Raw genomic sequence first — 18,118 nt, 5'->3', positions numbered from 1 at the left:
AATAAATGACTCTCATCCAAACGTCAGTTAGGTATACTTCAACAACCTACTACACAAACTAAAGACACCTAACCATGAAAATACTATTCGCAGCCTCGGAAATTTACCCTTTGATAAAAACTGGCGGATTGGCTGATGTCGCAGGGGCCTTGCCTCTTGCTCTGCGAAACAAAGGCCATGACGTCAAACTCATCATGCCAGCGTATCAAGGCATATTAGAAAAGGTAGACCCAATTCTACAATCTATCAACTTAGGCAACCCTTTTGGTGTGGGAGATTTACATCTTCTTGAAACTCGCATAAAAGAAAACAACACCCCTATTTGGTTACTTCAATGTCAAGCGCTATATGAACGTGAGTTTGGCCCCTACGTGGATCAGAATGGTCATGACTTTGCCGACAACCATCTGCGCTTTTGCGCGCTCTCCTGGGCTGCAGCAAAGCTTGTGGTCGACACCAGCATCAGCGATTGGCAGGCAGACATTTTGCATCTAAACGATTGGCAAACAGGCTTTGCTGCCGCTTATCTCGCCAGCTGGAAATTACCTCATCCTCCCGTAGTGACTACCATACATAATCTGAGATACAACGGCAGTTTTGATATGTATAAATTTGCTGACACGCAAATCTCTTACGATTTGCTCACTATGCATGGTATGGAATTCTATGGACGCTTTTCAGGGCTCAAAGCCGGCCTAGTGTATGCTGACGCCATTACCACAGTGAGCCCAACCTATGCTCGAGAAATACTGACACCAGAATATGGCGATGGACTAGACGGCGTGTTGAATGCCATGTCTGATAAATTAACCGGCATCTTAAATGGCGTCGATTATCAACAATGGAACCCAGCCAAAGATGAGCACATAGCGCAAACTTATGACTCAAACACCCTAGACAATAAACTCATCAATAAACAAGCGCTATTGCAAGAAAACGAATTAAATGGAGACACTTCACCGCCAGTTTTTGGCGTCGTCAGCCGTCTTACAGAACAAAAGGGCTTGGATTTGATTCTTCAGGCATTGCCTGAGTTTTTAGATACTGGCGTGAAGTTCGTTCTGCTAGGGTCTGGAGATAAATACCTAGAAGAAGGCTTCTTAGAATTGGAAAAATGCTATCCTCAACAGGTCGCCATTCGCTTAGGTTACGACGAAGCCTATTCGCATCGTCTACAAGCTGGCGTTGATGTATTACTGATTCCATCACGCTTCGAGCCTTGTGGATTAACACAATTATATGCACTGAAATATGGAACCTTACCTCTGGTTAGACAAACTGGAGGTCTAGCAGATACTGTATTTGAGATGGGTGAAACCGTCAATGGCTTTCATTTTGAAGAAGCCAACAAGGAAGCTTTGAGTGCTTGTATGTGGCGTGCTGTGGAAGCTTATCGTCATACCGATGAGTGGAAAAAAAGACAATTAAATGCCATGCAATACGACCATAGTTGGGAAAGCGTCACAAATGATTGGCAAGACTTGTATCAATCTTTAATCAACAAGAACTGAGACGAACTGCTTTGCCACTCTTCCAAACCTTGTTGTAAAGCCTGTTCCATAACCCCCCTTTGACTCATATCGCGCAATGCAATGGCAATTTGATGACGAATCAAGGGGGTATTACAAGGTGAGGCTTTCGACAGAGTCAAATACAAACCTTCACTGCTAATGTGCGGTTCGACTGCATGCAGTTGGTCATCCACTCTTAACGTGCTGGCATAGGCTTGTGCAGGACGCTTCTCATACAAAGCATAATCAACCTTATTACTGGCCAACATTTTTAACGCTTGAGACAAACTGGCCACGGTTAAAATATTCAGCTGCTCGGCAGCGAAACGATCAAACTCTTCACCAAAGCTATTATTTATGACAGTGACGCCCCAAAGACCAATTAGATCTTCTTTGCTATGGAAAGAAAAAGCATCAGATTTACGTTGCCAAACAACACTTTTGGTATGTAACAATACCGGAGTAAAATAATCCATATAATCAGCACGATGGCTGGTATAAAAGGCACCCGCCATGATATCCACGCGACCAGTTTTTACTTCATTTTGCGCTCGTGACCAAGGGCCTACATGCTGCAAGAGAATCGGCATCTGAATACGACGACTTAATTCATTAATGATGTGTTGGTTACTGCCTCGTAACCGATTTGGCTCAGCGGCATCACGCCACAAAAAGGGTGGATATTCGGAATTACCAGTAGCCGTTAAAACAGTGCAAGTTGGGGCATTCTCGGCATACAGCTTGGCTGAGCACAAGACCAAAAATAAGCCAAAAACACACATAAATCGACGTAAAACATTCATTGCGCAGCAACCCAAGCGCTTATATATTTCATACTATCTTTCAAAAAAACAATTTACACAACAATTAGTTAATTTATGACTAAGCCTAGAAAAATACAAGAGCAAAGCTGCTAATAGAAATCATTAAAATCCTCCCAAACCCTCAAAAAGGCCAAAGACATGAAGTCGACTTCTTAGGCTGCGTTCCCAAGATAAAGACCAAAGACACCCTATCATTACAACGATCAGCAGCCAATTCAAAGCTGTCTTTTAGCACTTGAAAACGCCCTACACCATGTGGCAATGAAGACGAAAGTGACGTTGGGTTCACATGCTGTGTAAAGTCTATCCATACTTTTTGAGCACCACTACTACCGGTAATCTTCATCGGTACATTATCATCATCACCTAACCAAACCGTGGTCGCATAGTCTCCAGTGATCCCCACATACCAACTGTCTTTTTGTTGGTTAGTGGTGCCCGTTTTGGCGGCAAATGTCAGCTTTGGGAAAACTGCTTGTGCCGCACGAGCAGTACCAATCTGTGGTGTTTTTGTCATTCCATCCAAGGTCACTGCCAACACTGCGTCCGTAAATGGCACCTCTGTTTGACGATTGAAGCGTTTCAACAAACGGTTATCTTGATCCATTACCGCCAAGACCACACCTAATTCATTACTTTGCCCCTGTGAGGCAATCGGTTGATATAAGCGAGATACTTCAAACGGAGACAGCTCTAATGCTCCTAACGCCATAGCTGGATGCATAGTAAAGGGACGTTTTACACCAAGCTGCCGTAACGTCTCCCCAATGCGATCAAAGCCAACTTGATTAGCTAAAGCAAGCGTCGCCAAATTGTAGGATTTCGCCATCGCTTCATATAAATGCACTTCACCGTGTTCACGTCTGTCATAGTTTTCAGGCGCCCACACTTCTGCACCGACTTTAAAACGCAAACGTTTGTCCTCTATTTTACTCCACCAGGTATATCGACCAGTGGCTAAAGCCGATAAATACAGGGGAGGCTTGACCAATGAACCGATTGGTCGCACCGCGCCTAGCGCGCGGTTAAAACCTGTATAATAGCGATCACTGGATCCGACGATGGCGCGTACTTGTCCTGTATTAGTGTCTGTTACTACCATAGCGCCTTGTAAGCCTTTCAGCTTGGGATCACGTTTTTCTAAATTCGCTACCTGACGCTGCATCGCTTGACTTGCGGCTAGTTGCGCACGAATATCCACGCCAGTGTAGATCTTTAAATTCTTGGTGGCTAAGGTGGTTTCATCAAAATCACGAGACAATTGTAGGGCTACCAGATCCAAATAATCGCCATAAATGGACTTTTGGCGCTTGTTATCAGCCAGCTTAATCGGCTGCTGGATCAGGCTTTGAAAGTCCTGTTCCGTCAATCGTCCTTGGCTTCTCAACACGCCCAACACAACATTGCGTCGTGATTTAGCCCTGTCTGGTGAGCGCTGCGGATTATAAAGTGAAGGGCCTTTTACCATACCAACCAGCAAGGCATATTCATCAATACTCAACTCATTCAATGGACGCCCAAAGAAATGCTGACTGGCCGCGGCAAAACCATGTAATGCACTGTTGCCCAGCTGCGCCAAATACACTTCGTTCATATAGGCGGTGATGATGTCTTGCTTAGCATAGTGATATTCAAGCAACAAACTCATAATCACTTCGGTCAGCTTACGTGTATAGGTTCGCTCCGAACTCAAATACATGTTCTTCACTAATTGCTGAGTTAAGGTAGACCCACCTTGGCGACGCGAGCCATGAGTCAAATTTACCACCAAGGCGCGAGTAATACCTATTATAGAAATCCCCCAATGATCATAGAAATCTCTATCTTCAACAGCGACCAGAATGTCGATCAAAGTTTGCGGAATTTGATCATAGCTGAGGATCTGGCGGTTTTCGGTATTACCACCGTACAAGAAGCCAATGCGTTGCGGCTCAATGCGCGCTTCAGCAACGCTATCTCCGTTTAACGCATTGATTTGTAAGTGCCCATCTTCAAACGAAAAAATACGTCGCTCACTTTCGTGGTAACCTTGATGATCAATATAAGAACGTAAGTGTGCACTCACCTTTGTACGACTTCGAGCCGCCCAACCCACTTTTTGACTGTTACGACCAAAGCGATAACCTGTGTTTTCCAATAAGTTTTCTAAATCTTGCTTCTTCCAAGGCGCACCGCTTTTCAGAATGATAGGCGCACTGTAAACCTCAGAAGGCACCTGCCACTTTTGTCCTTCAAAACGGCTCACTACCTGATCATTTAGCCACCATACCCATATGGCAAATGGCACGCTTGCTATCAGACCAATCACCACTAAGTATTTAAACAAACGAAGCAAGCAGCGCTTCAGGAAAGAAGGCTGATAGGAATTTTTACCTTTGCGCGAGGATTTTCGAGACGCTTTTTGCGGTGATTTTCTAGCCATGGGTGGCAAGTATAGGGAGCAAAGCCAAGCCAAGCAACGATGAAAATTAAACTAACTCAATTCTTGCATATTGACTCGATTAACTTAGCGAATTAGAGTCTTTGTAGGCGGAAAATGTAGGGTACTGACATTTTCCTCAGTTTCGTTACTTCAATCGGTAATAAATAGAAGCTTGGCTTCCGTTTATTTTTGTCACTCTAATCATTATAAAAAAGTACGGTCATAACGTGTTTCAAAAGCATTTAATACCTAATGCGCAAGACCTACCCGAAGGAAAAGCGCTTAACCTAAAAATTGAAGATTACAACTTTTTGATCACTCGCCAGCAGGGTGAAATCATTGCCTACGAAAACCGCTGCCCACATCAAAACAAAACATTAAACTGGTCAGAACAAGACCAAGTTGCGGAAGAGGATTACCTCAAATGCCAACATCATGGTGCTTTGTTTTCACCACTCGATGGCACCTGTATTACAGGGCCTTGCCAAGGCAGCCATCTAAAAAAAGCTACGGTTGGCATAGAACAGGGAAATTGCTATTTATTGCTCGCCTGATTGCTTCCAAAGATCATTCTCAGGACACATTTATGATAAAAAAATCGGCGGCATCGCGCAGGCGTTTTGACAAGATTAGCCAGCGTGTGCGCCTCGGTTTTGTCTTCATAACCGCTTCACTCACAGCCTCCATCACCACCGCAGAGACATTACGACTTGCTGTCGCATCCAACTTTATTCGACCTTTTCAGGCCATAGCAGAAGATTATCAAGGGTTAACTGGCCACAAAATTCTTGTCTCTTATGGCTCATCAGGAAAGCTGTATGCACAAATTCGTCATCAAGCCCCTTTCGATATTTTTCTCTCAGCCGATCAAGATAAACCGCAAAAACTGATTGAAAACCAACTGGCCATTGCTGATTCTTATGTCATTTATGCCAGAGGTCAATTGGCGTTATGGTCAACCACTCCCATCAGTCTCGACGAATTGAGTGATCGCTTATTACAAGCCAAACGAGTTGCCATCGCCAATCCGACATTAGCTCCTTATGGCCTAGCGGCACAACAAAGCTTGCAAAAATTGTCTCTCTGGCAGACCTTACAAACGCGTTTAGTAATGGGTGAGAACATAGGACAAACTTACCAATTCCTTCATTCAGGCAATGCGGATATGGGATTTATCGCACTTTCTCAGGCTCGCACACCACAAACGTTGCAAAGCTCTGTCTTTATTCTGGCTTTGCCTGTAGAAGACTATGAAGACATAAAACAAGCTGGAGTGATTCTTTCTCACAGCGCACACCCCATACTTGCCAAGCACTTTATGAGTTACCTGTTAAGCCCTAAAGTACAACAACGCATTACGCAATTTGGTTATTTGTCGAAGGGGCAAAACTAACATGGTATTCAGCTCGGATGACTTAACGGCCATATGGCTAACATTAAAACTTGCCAGTCTTGTTACCTTGATACTCTTGCTCGTCTGTACTCCCGCTGCATGGTGGCTGGCTCGTACCCAATCTCTATGGAAAGCGCCAATTAATGCTATTGTGGCCATGCCTTTAGTACTACCACCCAGCGTTTTGGGTTTTTATTTGTTGATTATGCTTGGCCCTCAAGGGCAAATAGGACAGCTGCTTCAACAACTTGGTATCAACTCGCTACCCTTTAGCTTTACAGGTTTGGTGGTGGCTTCCCTACTTTATTCTTTGCCCTTTGTGATGCAACCATTGCAAAATGCTTTTGCCAACATACCTAAGGCACGTTTAGACGCCGCTGCCACGTTGGGGGCCTCGCCTATTGATGCGTTTTTTTCTGTTGTGCTACCTCTGGCAAAACCCGGCTTTCTTAGCGCAACGGTATTAGGATTTGCTCATACGGTTGGTGAGTTTGGCGTGGTATTAATGATAGGCGGCAATATTCCAGGGGAAACCAAAGTTATTTCTGTACAAATTTACGATCACGTGGAAGCACTGCAATACGATCAAGCACATTCTTTATCCATACTCATGCTAGGCTTTGCTTTCGTGGTGCTGTGCTTGTTGTATCTGTTACAAAGAAAGCAAATGTCTCAAGCAAGGAGCATTTGGTAATGAATCAATCCAATCTATTAAAGGTTGAGCTCACCAAACAAGCTCAATCCTCAGTGCCTTTAAACCTAAGTTGCAGTATCAAGACGTCTGGCGTCACGGCTATTTTTGGCCCATCGGGCGCCGGTAAAACCAGTTTATTACGCTTTATCGCTGGTTTAGAACCAGATTGGAAAGGACAAGTCCATTTTAACCATCAAGTATGGCAGGACAGTCAGCATCAAATCCCTGCTTACAAACGCCCTATTGGCTATGTGTTCCAGCATGCCAATTTATTTGATCATTTATCCGTAAAAGGCAACATAGATTACGCAATCAAGCGTACCAATCGGCCTGAGAATATTCGTTACTCAGAAGTGATTGAATTACTAAATCTTACGCCGCTATTAAAACGTTATCCGCATCAAATTTCTGGCGGAGAAGCTCAGCGAGTGGCCATAGCAAGAGCCTTATTGCGCCAACCAGAACTCTTACTTATGGACGAGCCATTATCCGCATTGCATCAAGATTTAAAACAAGAGATCCTACCCTACCTTGAAACGGTTTGCCGTAACAGCCAATTACCCATTTTGTATGTCAGTCACTCATTGGAAGAAGTCAGTCGCTTAGCCGATCATATCCTGTTACTGGAATCAGGCGAACTCAATCAGGCAGGGCCAGCCGCAGAATTGATGAGCCAGCTTAATTCGGTATTTGCCAATCAAGCCGACGCCAGTGTGATCGTCACAGGTACACCGGTTTCAGAATGCGACGAATGGGGTCTTGCTAAGTTAGCGATTGGACAACAAAGCTTACTCTTTACAGCGCCCAACCTGTCTTTGTCCAATCAAGTTAGGTTGAGAATTCAAGCTCGAGATGTCAGTATCGCGCTGGACAATGCAACACCATCCAGTATTTTGAACAAACTTAATGCAGTGATTGAAGGTATACAACCGCTGAACCGCGACCCCAACATACTTCTAGTTCGCCTACTCGTAGATGGCACCCCATTACTTTCACGCGTCACAAGATATTCTGCGCTCCAGTTAGGACTCAAGCCTCAACAGCACGTCATTGCTCAGGTTAAATCTGTCGCTCTTATTTAAGAACACACTAAGCTTTTGCCCAATAAGCTGCCAGACGTCTTTTGACTAATAACGACATCACTACCGAAAAGAATATGCCCATAGGCAAAGCAGCCACAAAAGTAGCGCTCCACTTAGTCAGAAAGCTGTCCACGGCCATCCAACCATGTAAATTCAGTGTCGTAACAATCGACATGATGGACTCCATGATAACCGCCATAATCAGACCGAAAATAATGTTTTGTTGTATTTTGTGTAGACGTGGAACAAGCGCGTTTATCAGCTTATTCACCAAATAAGAGATCACACCACCAATCGGAGCAATACAGAGTACACAAAGAGCAAAAGAAGACAACCAAGCAAAAAGAAAGGCTTCTCCAAAGCCCAAATTACGCCATGTCATCACAAAGGTTAAGGTTCCACCTATCATGATCACCAAACAAGCAATGATAAGAATTTTTTCCAGTTTTTTTGACATACGCTCTCTCTCAAGTAATTCTATAGCAACACAAAGCATTTAGTTGACAAAGTCAATTATCAAAAATATGGTTGATTATGTCAACTATATTCACCAATCAATCACTGGACTGAGACATGCCATCCTTTGAAGAAGAACTACAACTAATTTTTATTCACAGCATTAACGCACTAAAAGAGTCTATGTGGGAAACTATGAAGTCACTGAAATTAGAACTGACCCCAGTGTCTTTTATGGCGTTAAAATTTATCCACCAGCAAGACATGTGTACGGCGCATACCATCAGTACCATTACCGGTAAAGACAAAGGGCAAGTAACACGTATTGTAAAAGATTTGTTGGCACAGCAACTGATTGAAAAGCAAACTCACCCAGCAGACAAACGCAGTCAAGTTTTACGTTTAACCCCACAGGGAGAAAGCGTTTTTGCTCAATTGCACAAGGCAGATCTAGCCGCTTTGAACGCCATGAAAACAGGTCTAAGTGATGAACAAATCGCGAGTTTTTTAAACATAGGTCACACTATGGTGAATAACATTCAACAACACAATGCGAGTAGAAAAGATTAAATTTCGTGACCTAGTTGCTGGAGAAATTGTCGCATGAAATTTTCTCTCTGCGCTCCTTCACTCCGCGCTGCAGCCGTATTCAAACTGAGAGCGATAAGCAACAACTTGCTGTAGAAATGGTCGATCGAGAATTGCCTATCGTCTGTTTCTCGCACTTCGCAAAAAGGGTCGTCTTCAGCATACAAAGCGCGATTCAAAGCACCACTTACCTGCATACAGCGTGCTATACCAATGGCGCCGAGTGCATCTAAACGATCTGCATCTTGTACAATTTTCGCCTCCAGAGTTTCAGGCACCACTTGGGCACTAAAACTATGAGCATGTATACAATGATGAATGTCGGCATAATACCTTTCTGGATAAGCGATCGAGCGCAAAAAATTGATCGCTTTATCTGCTGCCATTTTTGACGCTTGCTTACGCTCAGGATGATCTTTCGGCAAAGATACACAATCATGTAACCAAGCTGCTGGTAAAACAATTTCTAGTTGAGCGGACTCTTCTTTTGCCAATTGCTTGGCGACTTTCACCACGCGCTTAAGATGATTCAAGTCATGCGCTACGTCTGCACTTTCTTCCTTGGCTATAAAGGCTTGACAAGCGTGTTCTAAAGATGAGATTTGCTGTGGAGACATGGTAATGACCTTATCCAATTTGGCGATCATTATGCCGAATCAATAAGCAGAACAGAAGCTCTGAAAAAACGACAACAAACACAAAAGATTGAATTACGAACTCTAGTAAACTTTAATTTTATTATAAGTAAACTGCTATTATTGCTCATTAGAAATCAGTACACTTGCCGAGTTAAATTTGTTAATGGACGAAACTCATGCCGATTCTTCTCGCTGTTACCCTTTTATGGGCCTTTTCTTTTAGTTTAATTGGTGTCTACTTGGCTGGTCAGGTGGACGCATGGTTCTCTGTATTAATGCGTGTTGCTTTGGCAACCTTGGTATTCATACCTTTCTTAAAACTGCGTCAAATTGAAGCCAAAATTGCGTTACAGTTAATGGTCTGCGGTGCCTTACAACTTGGCATCATGTACGGATTTTACTATCAATCTTTCTTGTACCTTTCTGTACCAGAAGTACTGTTATTTACCGTCATGACACCGCTATACGTAACATTGCTGAATGATATTTTGGACAAACGTTTCAATATTGGCTTTGCCATCAGTGCTTTACTGGCGATTTTAGGCGCTGTTGCCATTCGTTATCAGGGGGTCGACAGTGGCTTTATTAAAGGCTTGTTAATCGTACAGGGAGCAAACATTTGTTTTGCAGCAGGACAAGTTGGCTACAAACGTGTGATCGAAAAACAACGCCCAGACCTGTCACAAAGAACTGTGTTCGGCTGGTTCTTTATTGGTGCTTTGGCGGTAGTGATTCCGTGCTTCCTATTATTAGGTAACCCAGAGAAATTACCAACCACCACTCAACAATGGTTGATCTTAACTTACTTAGGCATTGTTGCCTCAGGACTTGGCTACTTTGCTTGGAACAAGGGTGCCACCTTGGTTGATATAGGCACTTTGGCGATTGCGAATAATTTGCTTATTCCCGCAGGTATACTCGTTAATGTGTTGTTCTGGAACCGTGATGCCGATATCGTAAGACTAGCGATTGGTGGTGGCATCATCCTATTGGCACTTTGGGTAAACGATAAGTTTAACCAAAAAATTGCCGCTAGATCTCAACTAGTTAGTCAGTAAAACACTCAGTTTATGGTTTTCAATGAAAACGCCAACTCGGCTAGAGTCGGCGTTTTTCTCTAATGACGACTGCCAACTAGCCATATTTGGAAGGATTTTTTCGCTTCGTCATTCGCTCTATTAAACCAAAACTGCAGCATTTCTAGTTGAATTGACTCTTGCTGCATTGGCTGCTGAGAGTCAGCAATCCACACTCGCATGGCCGTACGCGTCGTTTTGTCGGATTGGTTATACCAGAATTTAAGCATGGACAGGGCTGGCGCCGGATTCATCTTTTCGGGTGCATCAAGCGGCGCGTCTTGTGATGCGCTTTTGACTCCATCTAAGGCTTTTATTTCGGCTAAATAATTCCGTAAGTTTTGCAAACCAGACTGTCCAGGCAAAATACGTTGCTGATAGCTCACATCACGACCACCGGCTTCGTCTTGTATGCTAAAACTGGGTTGCTTTGCATAATCTTGAGCCTGTCGATGAGAAGAAACATAGGGGGCTTGCAGTTGCAAGTAGGCTCCGGGACGCACGTCTAAATCTAAAACAATAGGCTCTGATTGATAGACTTCTGAATCGCCACCAGAGCGAATGATTTTATTAAACCGAAACACAATCTGATGCTGTCCGGCATCCAGTTCTATCTTGAAATCGCTACCAAAGTTACTGGCTGACTCTTGATCCACATACATGATCTCGAAAGATCGAGGCACTTCAAAGGTTTCAGCGAAAGCAGAATGTGCTGTACTAAAAGCCAATATAAAAGCCATCAGAATAAAATTTTGTCTTTTCAGCATATCAGTGTCCAATGAGATAAATAAGGCGAGGCTAACATAAATCATGAATTCTCCTATTCAATCCATGCTAGGTTTCGCATGATATTCATCTTTACTGTCATTTTTATGCTAGCTATAAGCTAAAATCTCTAAATGAACGCCTTTTTCACTACTACTTTTTACTCACAAAAAGCCTTTCATAGTTTACAAGTCAGTTACGAAAATGCTACTGACTCTCTGAAAGAGAAATGTACCATAGTCATGAAGTTTTCCCGTAACCGCTAGAATGCGAAAACAACATACATATTTTGTAAACAACTCCCCTATGCCAGATATCAACCAAGTATATTTAAATCAAAGACTTACATTAAGAATCATAGAAATGGCATGGATGACATTGGTTTTTTCTTTATTTATCAGACCATTAATCAGTGAATTACACCCGTATTATTTTTGGATTACCATTTTTAGTATTTTTTGGTTAAGTGCGGTTTATTTAGTAATACGCACTAACTTCAAACCAGAGCTGAACATTGCTATTTGCTTAGTTTCGGCAGTAATCATTATAATTCCTATGCTTCTGGTCTCCGGTGGTGTAAACAGCCAAGTAGCCTTCTTTATTCCTCTTTATCCTATTGTAGGTGCCTTGCTCGGCGGTAAAAAAGAATCTTTTTTTATGAGCCTTTTTCTTATCATTTGCATCATTATTAGCACTGTATATTGCGATAAAATACTAACGGTTTCAGGCGAATTTTATTCACAGGAAACCTCTTATTTGCGAGGTTTTTGGCTCTCTATCGCAACCGCTTTTAGCGCCGTGTTTGGTCAATTCTTCATTCACCGATACACCAAACTCACCAAAAAACTCAGCGATGAAAACCTGCTAGATCCTTTAACAGAAATCCTCAATCGACGCGGTCTGAACCTGCATTTTTCCAATGAATTAGAACAAGCTCAACGTACTAAATCTGACTTCAGTTTAATACTGATTGATATCGATTTTTTCAAATCGATAAATGATAAGTATGGTCACGACGTTGGCGACACCTGTCTAGTCGAAATGGCCGACCTGTTGGGCAAACATATTAAAAATGGACACGTCCTAGCACGATTTGGTGGCGAAGAGTTCATCATTATTTTGCCACATACTAAATTAGACACTGCGCAACATATTGCAGAACAATTACGACAGGCCATTACACAACATAGATTCAGTGAATTCCATTTGTCTTTAACCATCACCCTTGGGCTTGCTACTCTGCACAAAGATAATGATAATGCCTTGAAGCTTATTAAGCGCGCCGATAAAGCCCTTTATAAAGGCAAAATTAACGGACGCAATAGAATAGAAGTCGAAGAAAATAGCCAAACTACGAATCGCTAAACTCGTTTTCTTGACACTCAAAGTTGCGGCAGTTTACCCAGTTTAATACCTTCAACAATGGCTTGCAGTTCAACCATCAAAAATGGCTTACTCATAAAAGCATCCATACCGGCTTGCAAGCATTGTCGCTTAATATCTTCTTTCACATGCGCTGTAAGCGCCACAATAGGCGTGGCTTTTCTGCCATCTTGTCGCTCTATTTGACGAATCGCTCTGGTCGCCTCAAAACCATCCATTTCAGGCATATTACAATCCATAAAAATCACATCATAATGATTGGTATGGAGAAACTTATCCTGCGCGACTACACCATTCTCAGCGATGTCGACCTGACAACCTAAACGAATCAAAAATTGTTCCCCAACAATTTGATTTACCTTATTATCCTCCACCAGCAAAACATTCAAATTTGGATGCTCAGCAAGAGCTGTTTGCTGATCGACAAGACGGTGCAACTCGTCTTCTTCTCCTGAATCGTCTTGCGCCATTTTATTAGACGCCGCAACCATGTTAAATGGCAAAATGACACTAAATATTGTGCCTTTACCGACTTCACTTTGAACCTGAATATCACCGCCCATTAAATCTACAATACGTTTGGTAATACTTAGACCTAAACCTGTACCACGGACATTAGGATTAAATTGATTAATTTGATAAAACTGCTCAAAGATGTGTTTGATGTTGACTTGAGAAATGCCTATGCCTGTGTCCTCAACCTGCAGAATTAACTGAATCATCGGCTCGTTAGGGGCCGTCAATAGTTGCGACGAAACACTGACTTTTACCCAACCTTGTTGCGTAAATTTAATGGCATTTCCAATCAGGTTATAAAGGATTTGATGTAATCGATAAGAATCTCCGAACAAAGACTTTGGTACCTCATCAAAATCACAGCTTAATTGAAGGCCTTGCTGGTTTGCTTGACAGGACAACAAATGCACCACTTCTTCTACTAAACTCCTTGGGTCAAACTGTTTTTCTTCCAGCTCTAACTCAGCAGCATTCATCTTCGAGTAATCCAAAATATTATTAATAATATGCATCAGGTTACTACCGGCATTATTAATAACATTGACATGCTGCCTTTGTTCATCGTCCAGCTTACTCAAAGATAACAATTGCGCCATGCCCAATATGCCATTAAGAGGCGTACGAATCTCATGGGTCATAGCTGCTAGAAAGTTCGCTTTTGATTGCCCTGCCGCTTCCGCTTGTAACTTTGCTTTTTCCAACTCTTCAGCTTGTTCTGACAGCATTAAATTATCGTTCAAAGCTTGCCAATAAGAACGGTTTAGCTGCTTTCCCATCATCAAAATAAACACGCCATAACCAAGCGTCAGAATAACAATAATCCAATTAGAAGGTGTTTCTAGAAGCACTGCAGCAGCAAACGAAAATGGCAAACAAATAATCAGCCAATAGGTCCGCTGCATCTTATATGAGAAGGCCAGTACAGTCATACCTCCCATACTAATAGCAGCAGAAGACATAACATTCACCATGACACCATTGTCAATAATGGGATTAACATAAAACAGCCAAGCTGAACTGGCGACCCAAATACAGGCTGACACCTTGTACAATAGAAAATAGCGAGCCAAAAGAGAATGCACATCAAGATCACTCGGCTTCATTGCCTTGTGATAAAGGCGCAAACGTTCGACTTGCAGAACAATAAAGAGAATTGAAAAAAGACCAATAAACGACGAATGAACATATGCCATTGACGAACTGAATGCAGTTGCAAGAAATGCCATTAAATAAAAAACACCACCAAAACGCGAACGCTTTGCTAAATCCTTTAAACACATTTCACTGACTTGTTTATCACCAAGAAAGTATCGAGAATGCTTCAACTTTTATCCTTACGCGTCATCTTCCAGTTACAAAGAACATTTTTTGATTAGCGAGCTTTTCATAAATCGTACTCTTAAAGACAATTAAGACAAGTGCCTGCTTTGTAAAGACTTACTGAAACAGCCAATCAATAATTCATAAAATGCTACATAACCCCAAATGGAAAGAACGAAAATAAAAAAAGAGCGCACTGAGCGCCCTTTTTTCATCTTCTGAATGATAAAAATGACAGAATCAATCATTCAAAACACGCCGCTTATCTTGGCAGTAAGTCTGCTTCAATAATGTACAAATGATTCACATCAACTCGATCTTCATCCAGACGCTTTTGTTCTAATTGACCTTTTGTTGACCAAGTCGCAAAGTCGTCATCATTCAATACACCAAGATGATGATCATCAATGACCCATAACCCTTCCATCTTGTCGTGAGGATAAGCCACTTCATCGACCATATCGACGACCAGAGATTTGCTCACAGGCTTAATGCCGTATTCAGCCAAAGCTTGCCAGCCTTTTTGCTGAGCAAATTGTTCCAAGGTTAAGCCTTCTATCAACAAGCCATAATGTTCATCGCGCTGCATGCTATTCGATAATTCAACGCTGGAAAGTGGCGTACCTGAAGACAAATCAATTCGATATACCTGCTTTTGTGCATTGGGATTGGCTTTCTTCGGACCACCAAATAAAAAACTGCCGTCACGTTCAATGACTAAAAATTGTGATGCATTCAAGGCCGCAATTTCTGAGTTCGAATTTTCATTTTTATTCTGACGATACAAATATTGCTCGGTTTTTCCTGTTGCCAAATCAAGCGTCACAATACGAGTTAAATTGCCCTTTTGCGCAGCCTTATCAGGATTTCGCATGGTGGACTGCAAAATCCCTACGAGAATTTGCTCATCTGGTGTGATGGCTAATCCTTCCATCCCCCGGTTCGCACGACGATGCTGGAACACAGCTGGCAAAGAGTAAGTAGTGCGAGAGTCTTGTAAAAACGGATTGATTCTTTCTATCTCAACACCCTCAGCATCAAAGTGCACTATGTGTGGGCCGTATTCATCGCTAACCCAAAAACTGCCGTCTGTTAAAGCAACGAGACCTTCCCCATCCAAACCATAATCGTCTAATTTGATTGGATTCGTTTGCACATCATAGGGTTTAGTATCGTCCATTAGTACAGGCTGACCATTAGAGTGATATGGCGTTTCTCCCGTTCCGCCCAGTGCGGAAGTATTCGGCAAGCCAGAAATAAGACTGCCATCCGGACGTTTTAGTAAAATACTTTTTAGCAGCTTAATTTGCCCATCACCTTTTACTTCAAACAAACCAATTCGAGGTGTGTAATCTGCTACAGGAAAGGCTTTTCCCTTACCATAGTCACCAGTGTAATTCGCGTTTGGGCCACGATCTGTCAGTGCGTAAAACTGATTGGCATTCTCGGGGTGAGCCGTCATGGCTGAGCCAAAACCGCCATTACGTATTTCAAATGTCTGTCCTGATTTACCATCAATAAGATCATCACGAAGAAGAGTATAAGGTAAGTCACTGCCTTGTTTGGGAAAGCCATCAACAAATTGAGTAGCACCTTTTCCTGATGATGAAGCCTGACTTGCGCAACCATTCAACACAATCACCGACACCACACCAACTAACCAAGTTCTACTTATCATTACAGCCTATCCCCTTTGTTTGAAATGAAATACCTAACCAGCCTAAAAAATAGCCATGACGCTTTGATGACGTTTACAAGACAACAAAAAGCCCAGCGGGGGAACACGCTGAGCTTTTTGTCTCTCCCTAGTGGTTAGATGGCTGCAAATTGATTCATGGTGTTGTCTTTACCAGAGGCTTTCAGCGCGTTGTCGCCTGAGAAGTACTCTTTATGATCATCACCAATATTCGATCCAGACATGTCTTGGTGTTTCACACAAGCTAGACCTTGACGAATCTCCTTGCGTTGTACTTCTTTTACGTAGCCCAACATACCCTGCTCACCAAAGTAATCTTTTGCCAGATTATCCGTCGACAAAGCCGCTGTATGGTAAGTAGGCAAGGTAATCAAGTGATGGAAAATCCCTGCTTGCGCTGCCGCATCACGCTGGAAGCTACGAATACGTTCGTCAGCTTCATCAGACAAGGTTGTACCATCGTACTCTTGTGACATCAGACGATCACGATCATATCCACTGGTGTCTTTCCCTGCTGCTTGCCAAGCATCGAATACTTGCTGACGGAAGTTTAACGTCCAGTTAAAGGATGGACTGTTGTTGTACACCAACTTGGCATTTGGTACCACGTCACGAATACGGTTTACCAGCTCAGCAATCTGACCAATGTGTGGTTTCTCCGTTTCGATCCAAAGAAGATCCGCACCGTGCTGCAAGGAGGTAATGCAATCCAATACCACTCGATCCGCTCCAGTGTTCGGCTTAAAGCGCACTAGACCATTCGCCAAACGAGTTGGCTTAATGCATTTGTCACCTTGCTTCAACAACATATCGCCAGATTGCATTTGCTCTAAAGAAGTCACTTCTTCACCATCAATAAAGGCACTGTATTGCTCCGCCAAGTCGCCAGGCGTTTGTGACACAGGAATTTTCTGAGTCAGACCGGCACCCAATGAGTCAGTACGCGCCACAATCACACCATCATCTACGCCCAGTTCAAGGAAGGCGTAACGCACCGCATTGATCTTGGCGAGAAAATCTTCGTGAGGCACGGTGACTTTACCGTCTTGGTGACCACATTGTTTTGCATCCGATACTTGGTTTTCAATCTGAATACAGCAGGCCCCCGCTTCAATCATTTTCTTCGCCAACAAATACGTCGCTTCTTCATTACCGAAACCCGCATCAATGTCGGCAATGATTGGCACCACATGAGTTTCAAAATTATCGATGTTTTCTTGAGCAGCTTGTTCACGCACTTGATCACCAGCGGCTCTGGCGTCATCCAGCTCTTTAAACAAGTGTTGCAACTCACGGGCATCCGCTTGCTTCAAGAAGGTGTAAAGCTCTTCAATCAAAGCCGGCACTGACGTTTTTTCATGCATAGACTGATCAGGCAGCGGACCAAACTCGGAGCGCATAGCGGCCACCATCCAACCAGAAAGGTACAGGTAACGAGTGCGTGTTGTGCCAAAGTGCTTCTTAATGGAAATCATTTTTTGCTGACCAATGAAACCGTGCCAGCAGCCCAAAGACTGGGTGTAGTTAGCCGCATCTTGATCGTAACGCGCCATGTCTTCACGCATTACTTTGGCTGTGTATTTGGCAATATCAACACCTGTGTGAAAACGGTTTTGCAGTTGCATACGCGCAACGTATTCCGCATTCATGCCGCCCCAAGTGGCTTGTTGACCAATAAGTTGATTCGCTTGTTGCATTTTATTTTTATAAGTTATCATAGTATTTCTCGCTCTTTATGGTGTTAAATTGAATTA

16 protein-coding genes are annotated in these 18,118 nt (G+C 42.9%); 8 read left to right on the top strand and 8 right to left on the bottom strand.

From position 1 onward, the window contains the following. Nucleotides 1-74: 74 nt before the first annotated feature. Nucleotides 75-1,511, top strand: coding sequence for a glycogen synthase GlgA (gene glgA, locus ACXAH2_RS07945; RefSeq protein ID WP_475077701.1), 1,437 nt, complete (start codon nucleotides 75-77; stop codon nucleotides 1,509-1,511). On the opposite strand, the gene ACXAH2_RS07940 is transcribed toward glgA, so the two are convergent. Continuing rightward, a complete protein-coding gene (locus tag ACXAH2_RS07940; protein ID WP_475077699.1) occupies nucleotides 1,487-2,314 on the bottom strand; it encodes a substrate-binding periplasmic protein in 828 nt (275 codons plus the stop codon). The two genes, glgA and ACXAH2_RS07940, sit on opposite strands and share 25 nt — an antisense overlap. 142 nt (nucleotides 2,315-2,456) lie before the next feature. Next, on the bottom strand, nucleotides 2,457-4,670 hold the full coding sequence (mrcB, locus tag ACXAH2_RS07935; RefSeq protein ID WP_475077698.1) for a penicillin-binding protein 1B: 2,214 nt from the start codon (nucleotides 4,668-4,670) through the stop codon (nucleotides 2,457-2,459). A gap of 314 nt (nucleotides 4,671-4,984) precedes the next feature. On the opposite strand from mrcB, the gene ACXAH2_RS07930 reads away from it, so the two are divergent. Genes ACXAH2_RS07930 through modC form a run of 4 tightly spaced genes read left to right on the top strand, consistent with a single transcriptional unit; the run spans nucleotide 4,985 to nucleotide 7,926 of the window. Next, entirely contained in the window at nucleotides 4,985-5,311 is a 327-nt protein-coding gene (locus ACXAH2_RS07930; protein WP_475077697.1) for a Rieske (2Fe-2S) protein, read from the top strand. Nucleotides 5,312-5,343: 32 nt separating this feature from the next. Next, nucleotides 5,344-6,150, top strand: coding sequence for a molybdate ABC transporter substrate-binding protein (gene modA, locus ACXAH2_RS07925; RefSeq protein ID WP_475077696.1), 807 nt, complete (start codon nucleotides 5,344-5,346; stop codon nucleotides 6,148-6,150). A 1-nt stretch (nucleotide 6,151) separates the two neighbouring features. Further along, the gene (gene modB, locus ACXAH2_RS07920) at nucleotides 6,152-6,844 is read left to right on the top strand and encodes a molybdate ABC transporter permease subunit (RefSeq protein WP_475077695.1); all 693 of its coding nucleotides are present in this window, start codon (nucleotides 6,152-6,154) and stop codon (nucleotides 6,842-6,844) included. Beyond that, a complete protein-coding gene (gene modC, locus ACXAH2_RS07915; protein ID WP_475077693.1) occupies nucleotides 6,844-7,926 on the top strand; it encodes a molybdenum ABC transporter ATP-binding protein in 1,083 nt (360 codons plus the stop codon). Before modB ends, modC begins: the two co-directional genes overlap by 1 nt. A gap of 7 nt (nucleotides 7,927-7,933) precedes the next feature. Here the strand turns inward: modC and ACXAH2_RS07910 are convergent, their stop codons facing one another. After that, nucleotides 7,934-8,383 carry a DUF2798 domain-containing protein gene (locus tag ACXAH2_RS07910; protein ID WP_475077691.1) on the bottom strand — a complete coding sequence of 150 codons (450 nt, stop codon included), beginning with the start codon at nucleotides 8,381-8,383 and terminating at the stop codon, nucleotides 7,934-7,936. 116 nt (nucleotides 8,384-8,499) lie between these two features. Between ACXAH2_RS07910 and ACXAH2_RS07905 the strand changes: the two genes are divergently transcribed. Then, nucleotides 8,500-8,952 (top strand): MarR family winged helix-turn-helix transcriptional regulator, encoded by a 453-nt coding sequence (locus tag ACXAH2_RS07905; RefSeq protein ID WP_475077690.1) that lies wholly within the window; start codon nucleotides 8,500-8,502, stop codon nucleotides 8,950-8,952. Here the strand turns inward: ACXAH2_RS07905 and ACXAH2_RS07900 are convergent. After that, nucleotides 8,949-9,587: an HD domain-containing protein gene (locus ACXAH2_RS07900; RefSeq protein WP_475077689.1), complete on the bottom strand. Its 639-nt coding sequence runs from the start codon at nucleotides 9,585-9,587 to the stop codon at nucleotides 8,949-8,951. The genes ACXAH2_RS07905 and ACXAH2_RS07900 overlap by 4 nt on opposite strands. Nucleotides 9,588-9,784: 197 nt before the next feature. Here ACXAH2_RS07900 and ACXAH2_RS07895 point away from each other — a divergent pair, with 197 nt between their 5' ends. After that, nucleotides 9,785-10,666 (top strand): carboxylate/amino acid/amine transporter, encoded by an 882-nt coding sequence (locus ACXAH2_RS07895; protein ID WP_475077688.1) that lies wholly within the window; start codon nucleotides 9,785-9,787, stop codon nucleotides 10,664-10,666. 59 nt (nucleotides 10,667-10,725) lie between these two features. Here the strand turns inward: ACXAH2_RS07895 and ACXAH2_RS07890 are convergent, their stop codons facing one another. After that, a complete protein-coding gene (locus ACXAH2_RS07890; protein ID WP_475077687.1) occupies nucleotides 10,726-11,496 on the bottom strand; it encodes a YccT family protein in 771 nt (256 codons plus the stop codon). A 259-nt stretch (nucleotides 11,497-11,755) separates the two neighbouring features. Here ACXAH2_RS07890 and ACXAH2_RS07885 point away from each other — a divergent pair, with 259 nt between their 5' ends. Then, nucleotides 11,756-12,814: a GGDEF domain-containing protein gene (locus tag ACXAH2_RS07885; protein WP_475077685.1), complete on the top strand. Its 1,059-nt coding sequence runs from the start codon at nucleotides 11,756-11,758 to the stop codon at nucleotides 12,812-12,814. 17 nt (nucleotides 12,815-12,831) lie between these two features. On the opposite strand, the gene ACXAH2_RS07880 is transcribed toward ACXAH2_RS07885, so the two are convergent. From ACXAH2_RS07880 to ACXAH2_RS07870, 3 genes are all read right to left on the bottom strand, one after another. Continuing rightward, nucleotides 12,832-14,673 carry an ATP-binding protein gene (locus ACXAH2_RS07880; protein ID WP_475077683.1) on the bottom strand — a complete coding sequence of 614 codons (1,842 nt, stop codon included), beginning with the start codon at nucleotides 14,671-14,673 and terminating at the stop codon, nucleotides 12,832-12,834. Between the two features lie 257 nt (nucleotides 14,674-14,930). Then, on the bottom strand, nucleotides 14,931-16,346 hold the full coding sequence (locus ACXAH2_RS07875; RefSeq protein WP_475077681.1) for an esterase-like activity of phytase family protein: 1,416 nt from the start codon (nucleotides 16,344-16,346) through the stop codon (nucleotides 14,931-14,933). Between the two features lie 134 nt (nucleotides 16,347-16,480). Continuing rightward, nucleotides 16,481-18,061, bottom strand: coding sequence for an isocitrate lyase (locus ACXAH2_RS07870; RefSeq protein ID WP_475077825.1), 1,581 nt, complete (start codon nucleotides 18,059-18,061; stop codon nucleotides 16,481-16,483). Nucleotides 18,062-18,118 lie beyond the last annotated feature (57 nt).

This window comes from Marinomonas sp. ABL3_031, from assembly GCF_056161265.1.
Note: the sequence above shows the minus strand (reverse complement) of the source record. Positions and strands in the feature narration are given on the sequence as shown.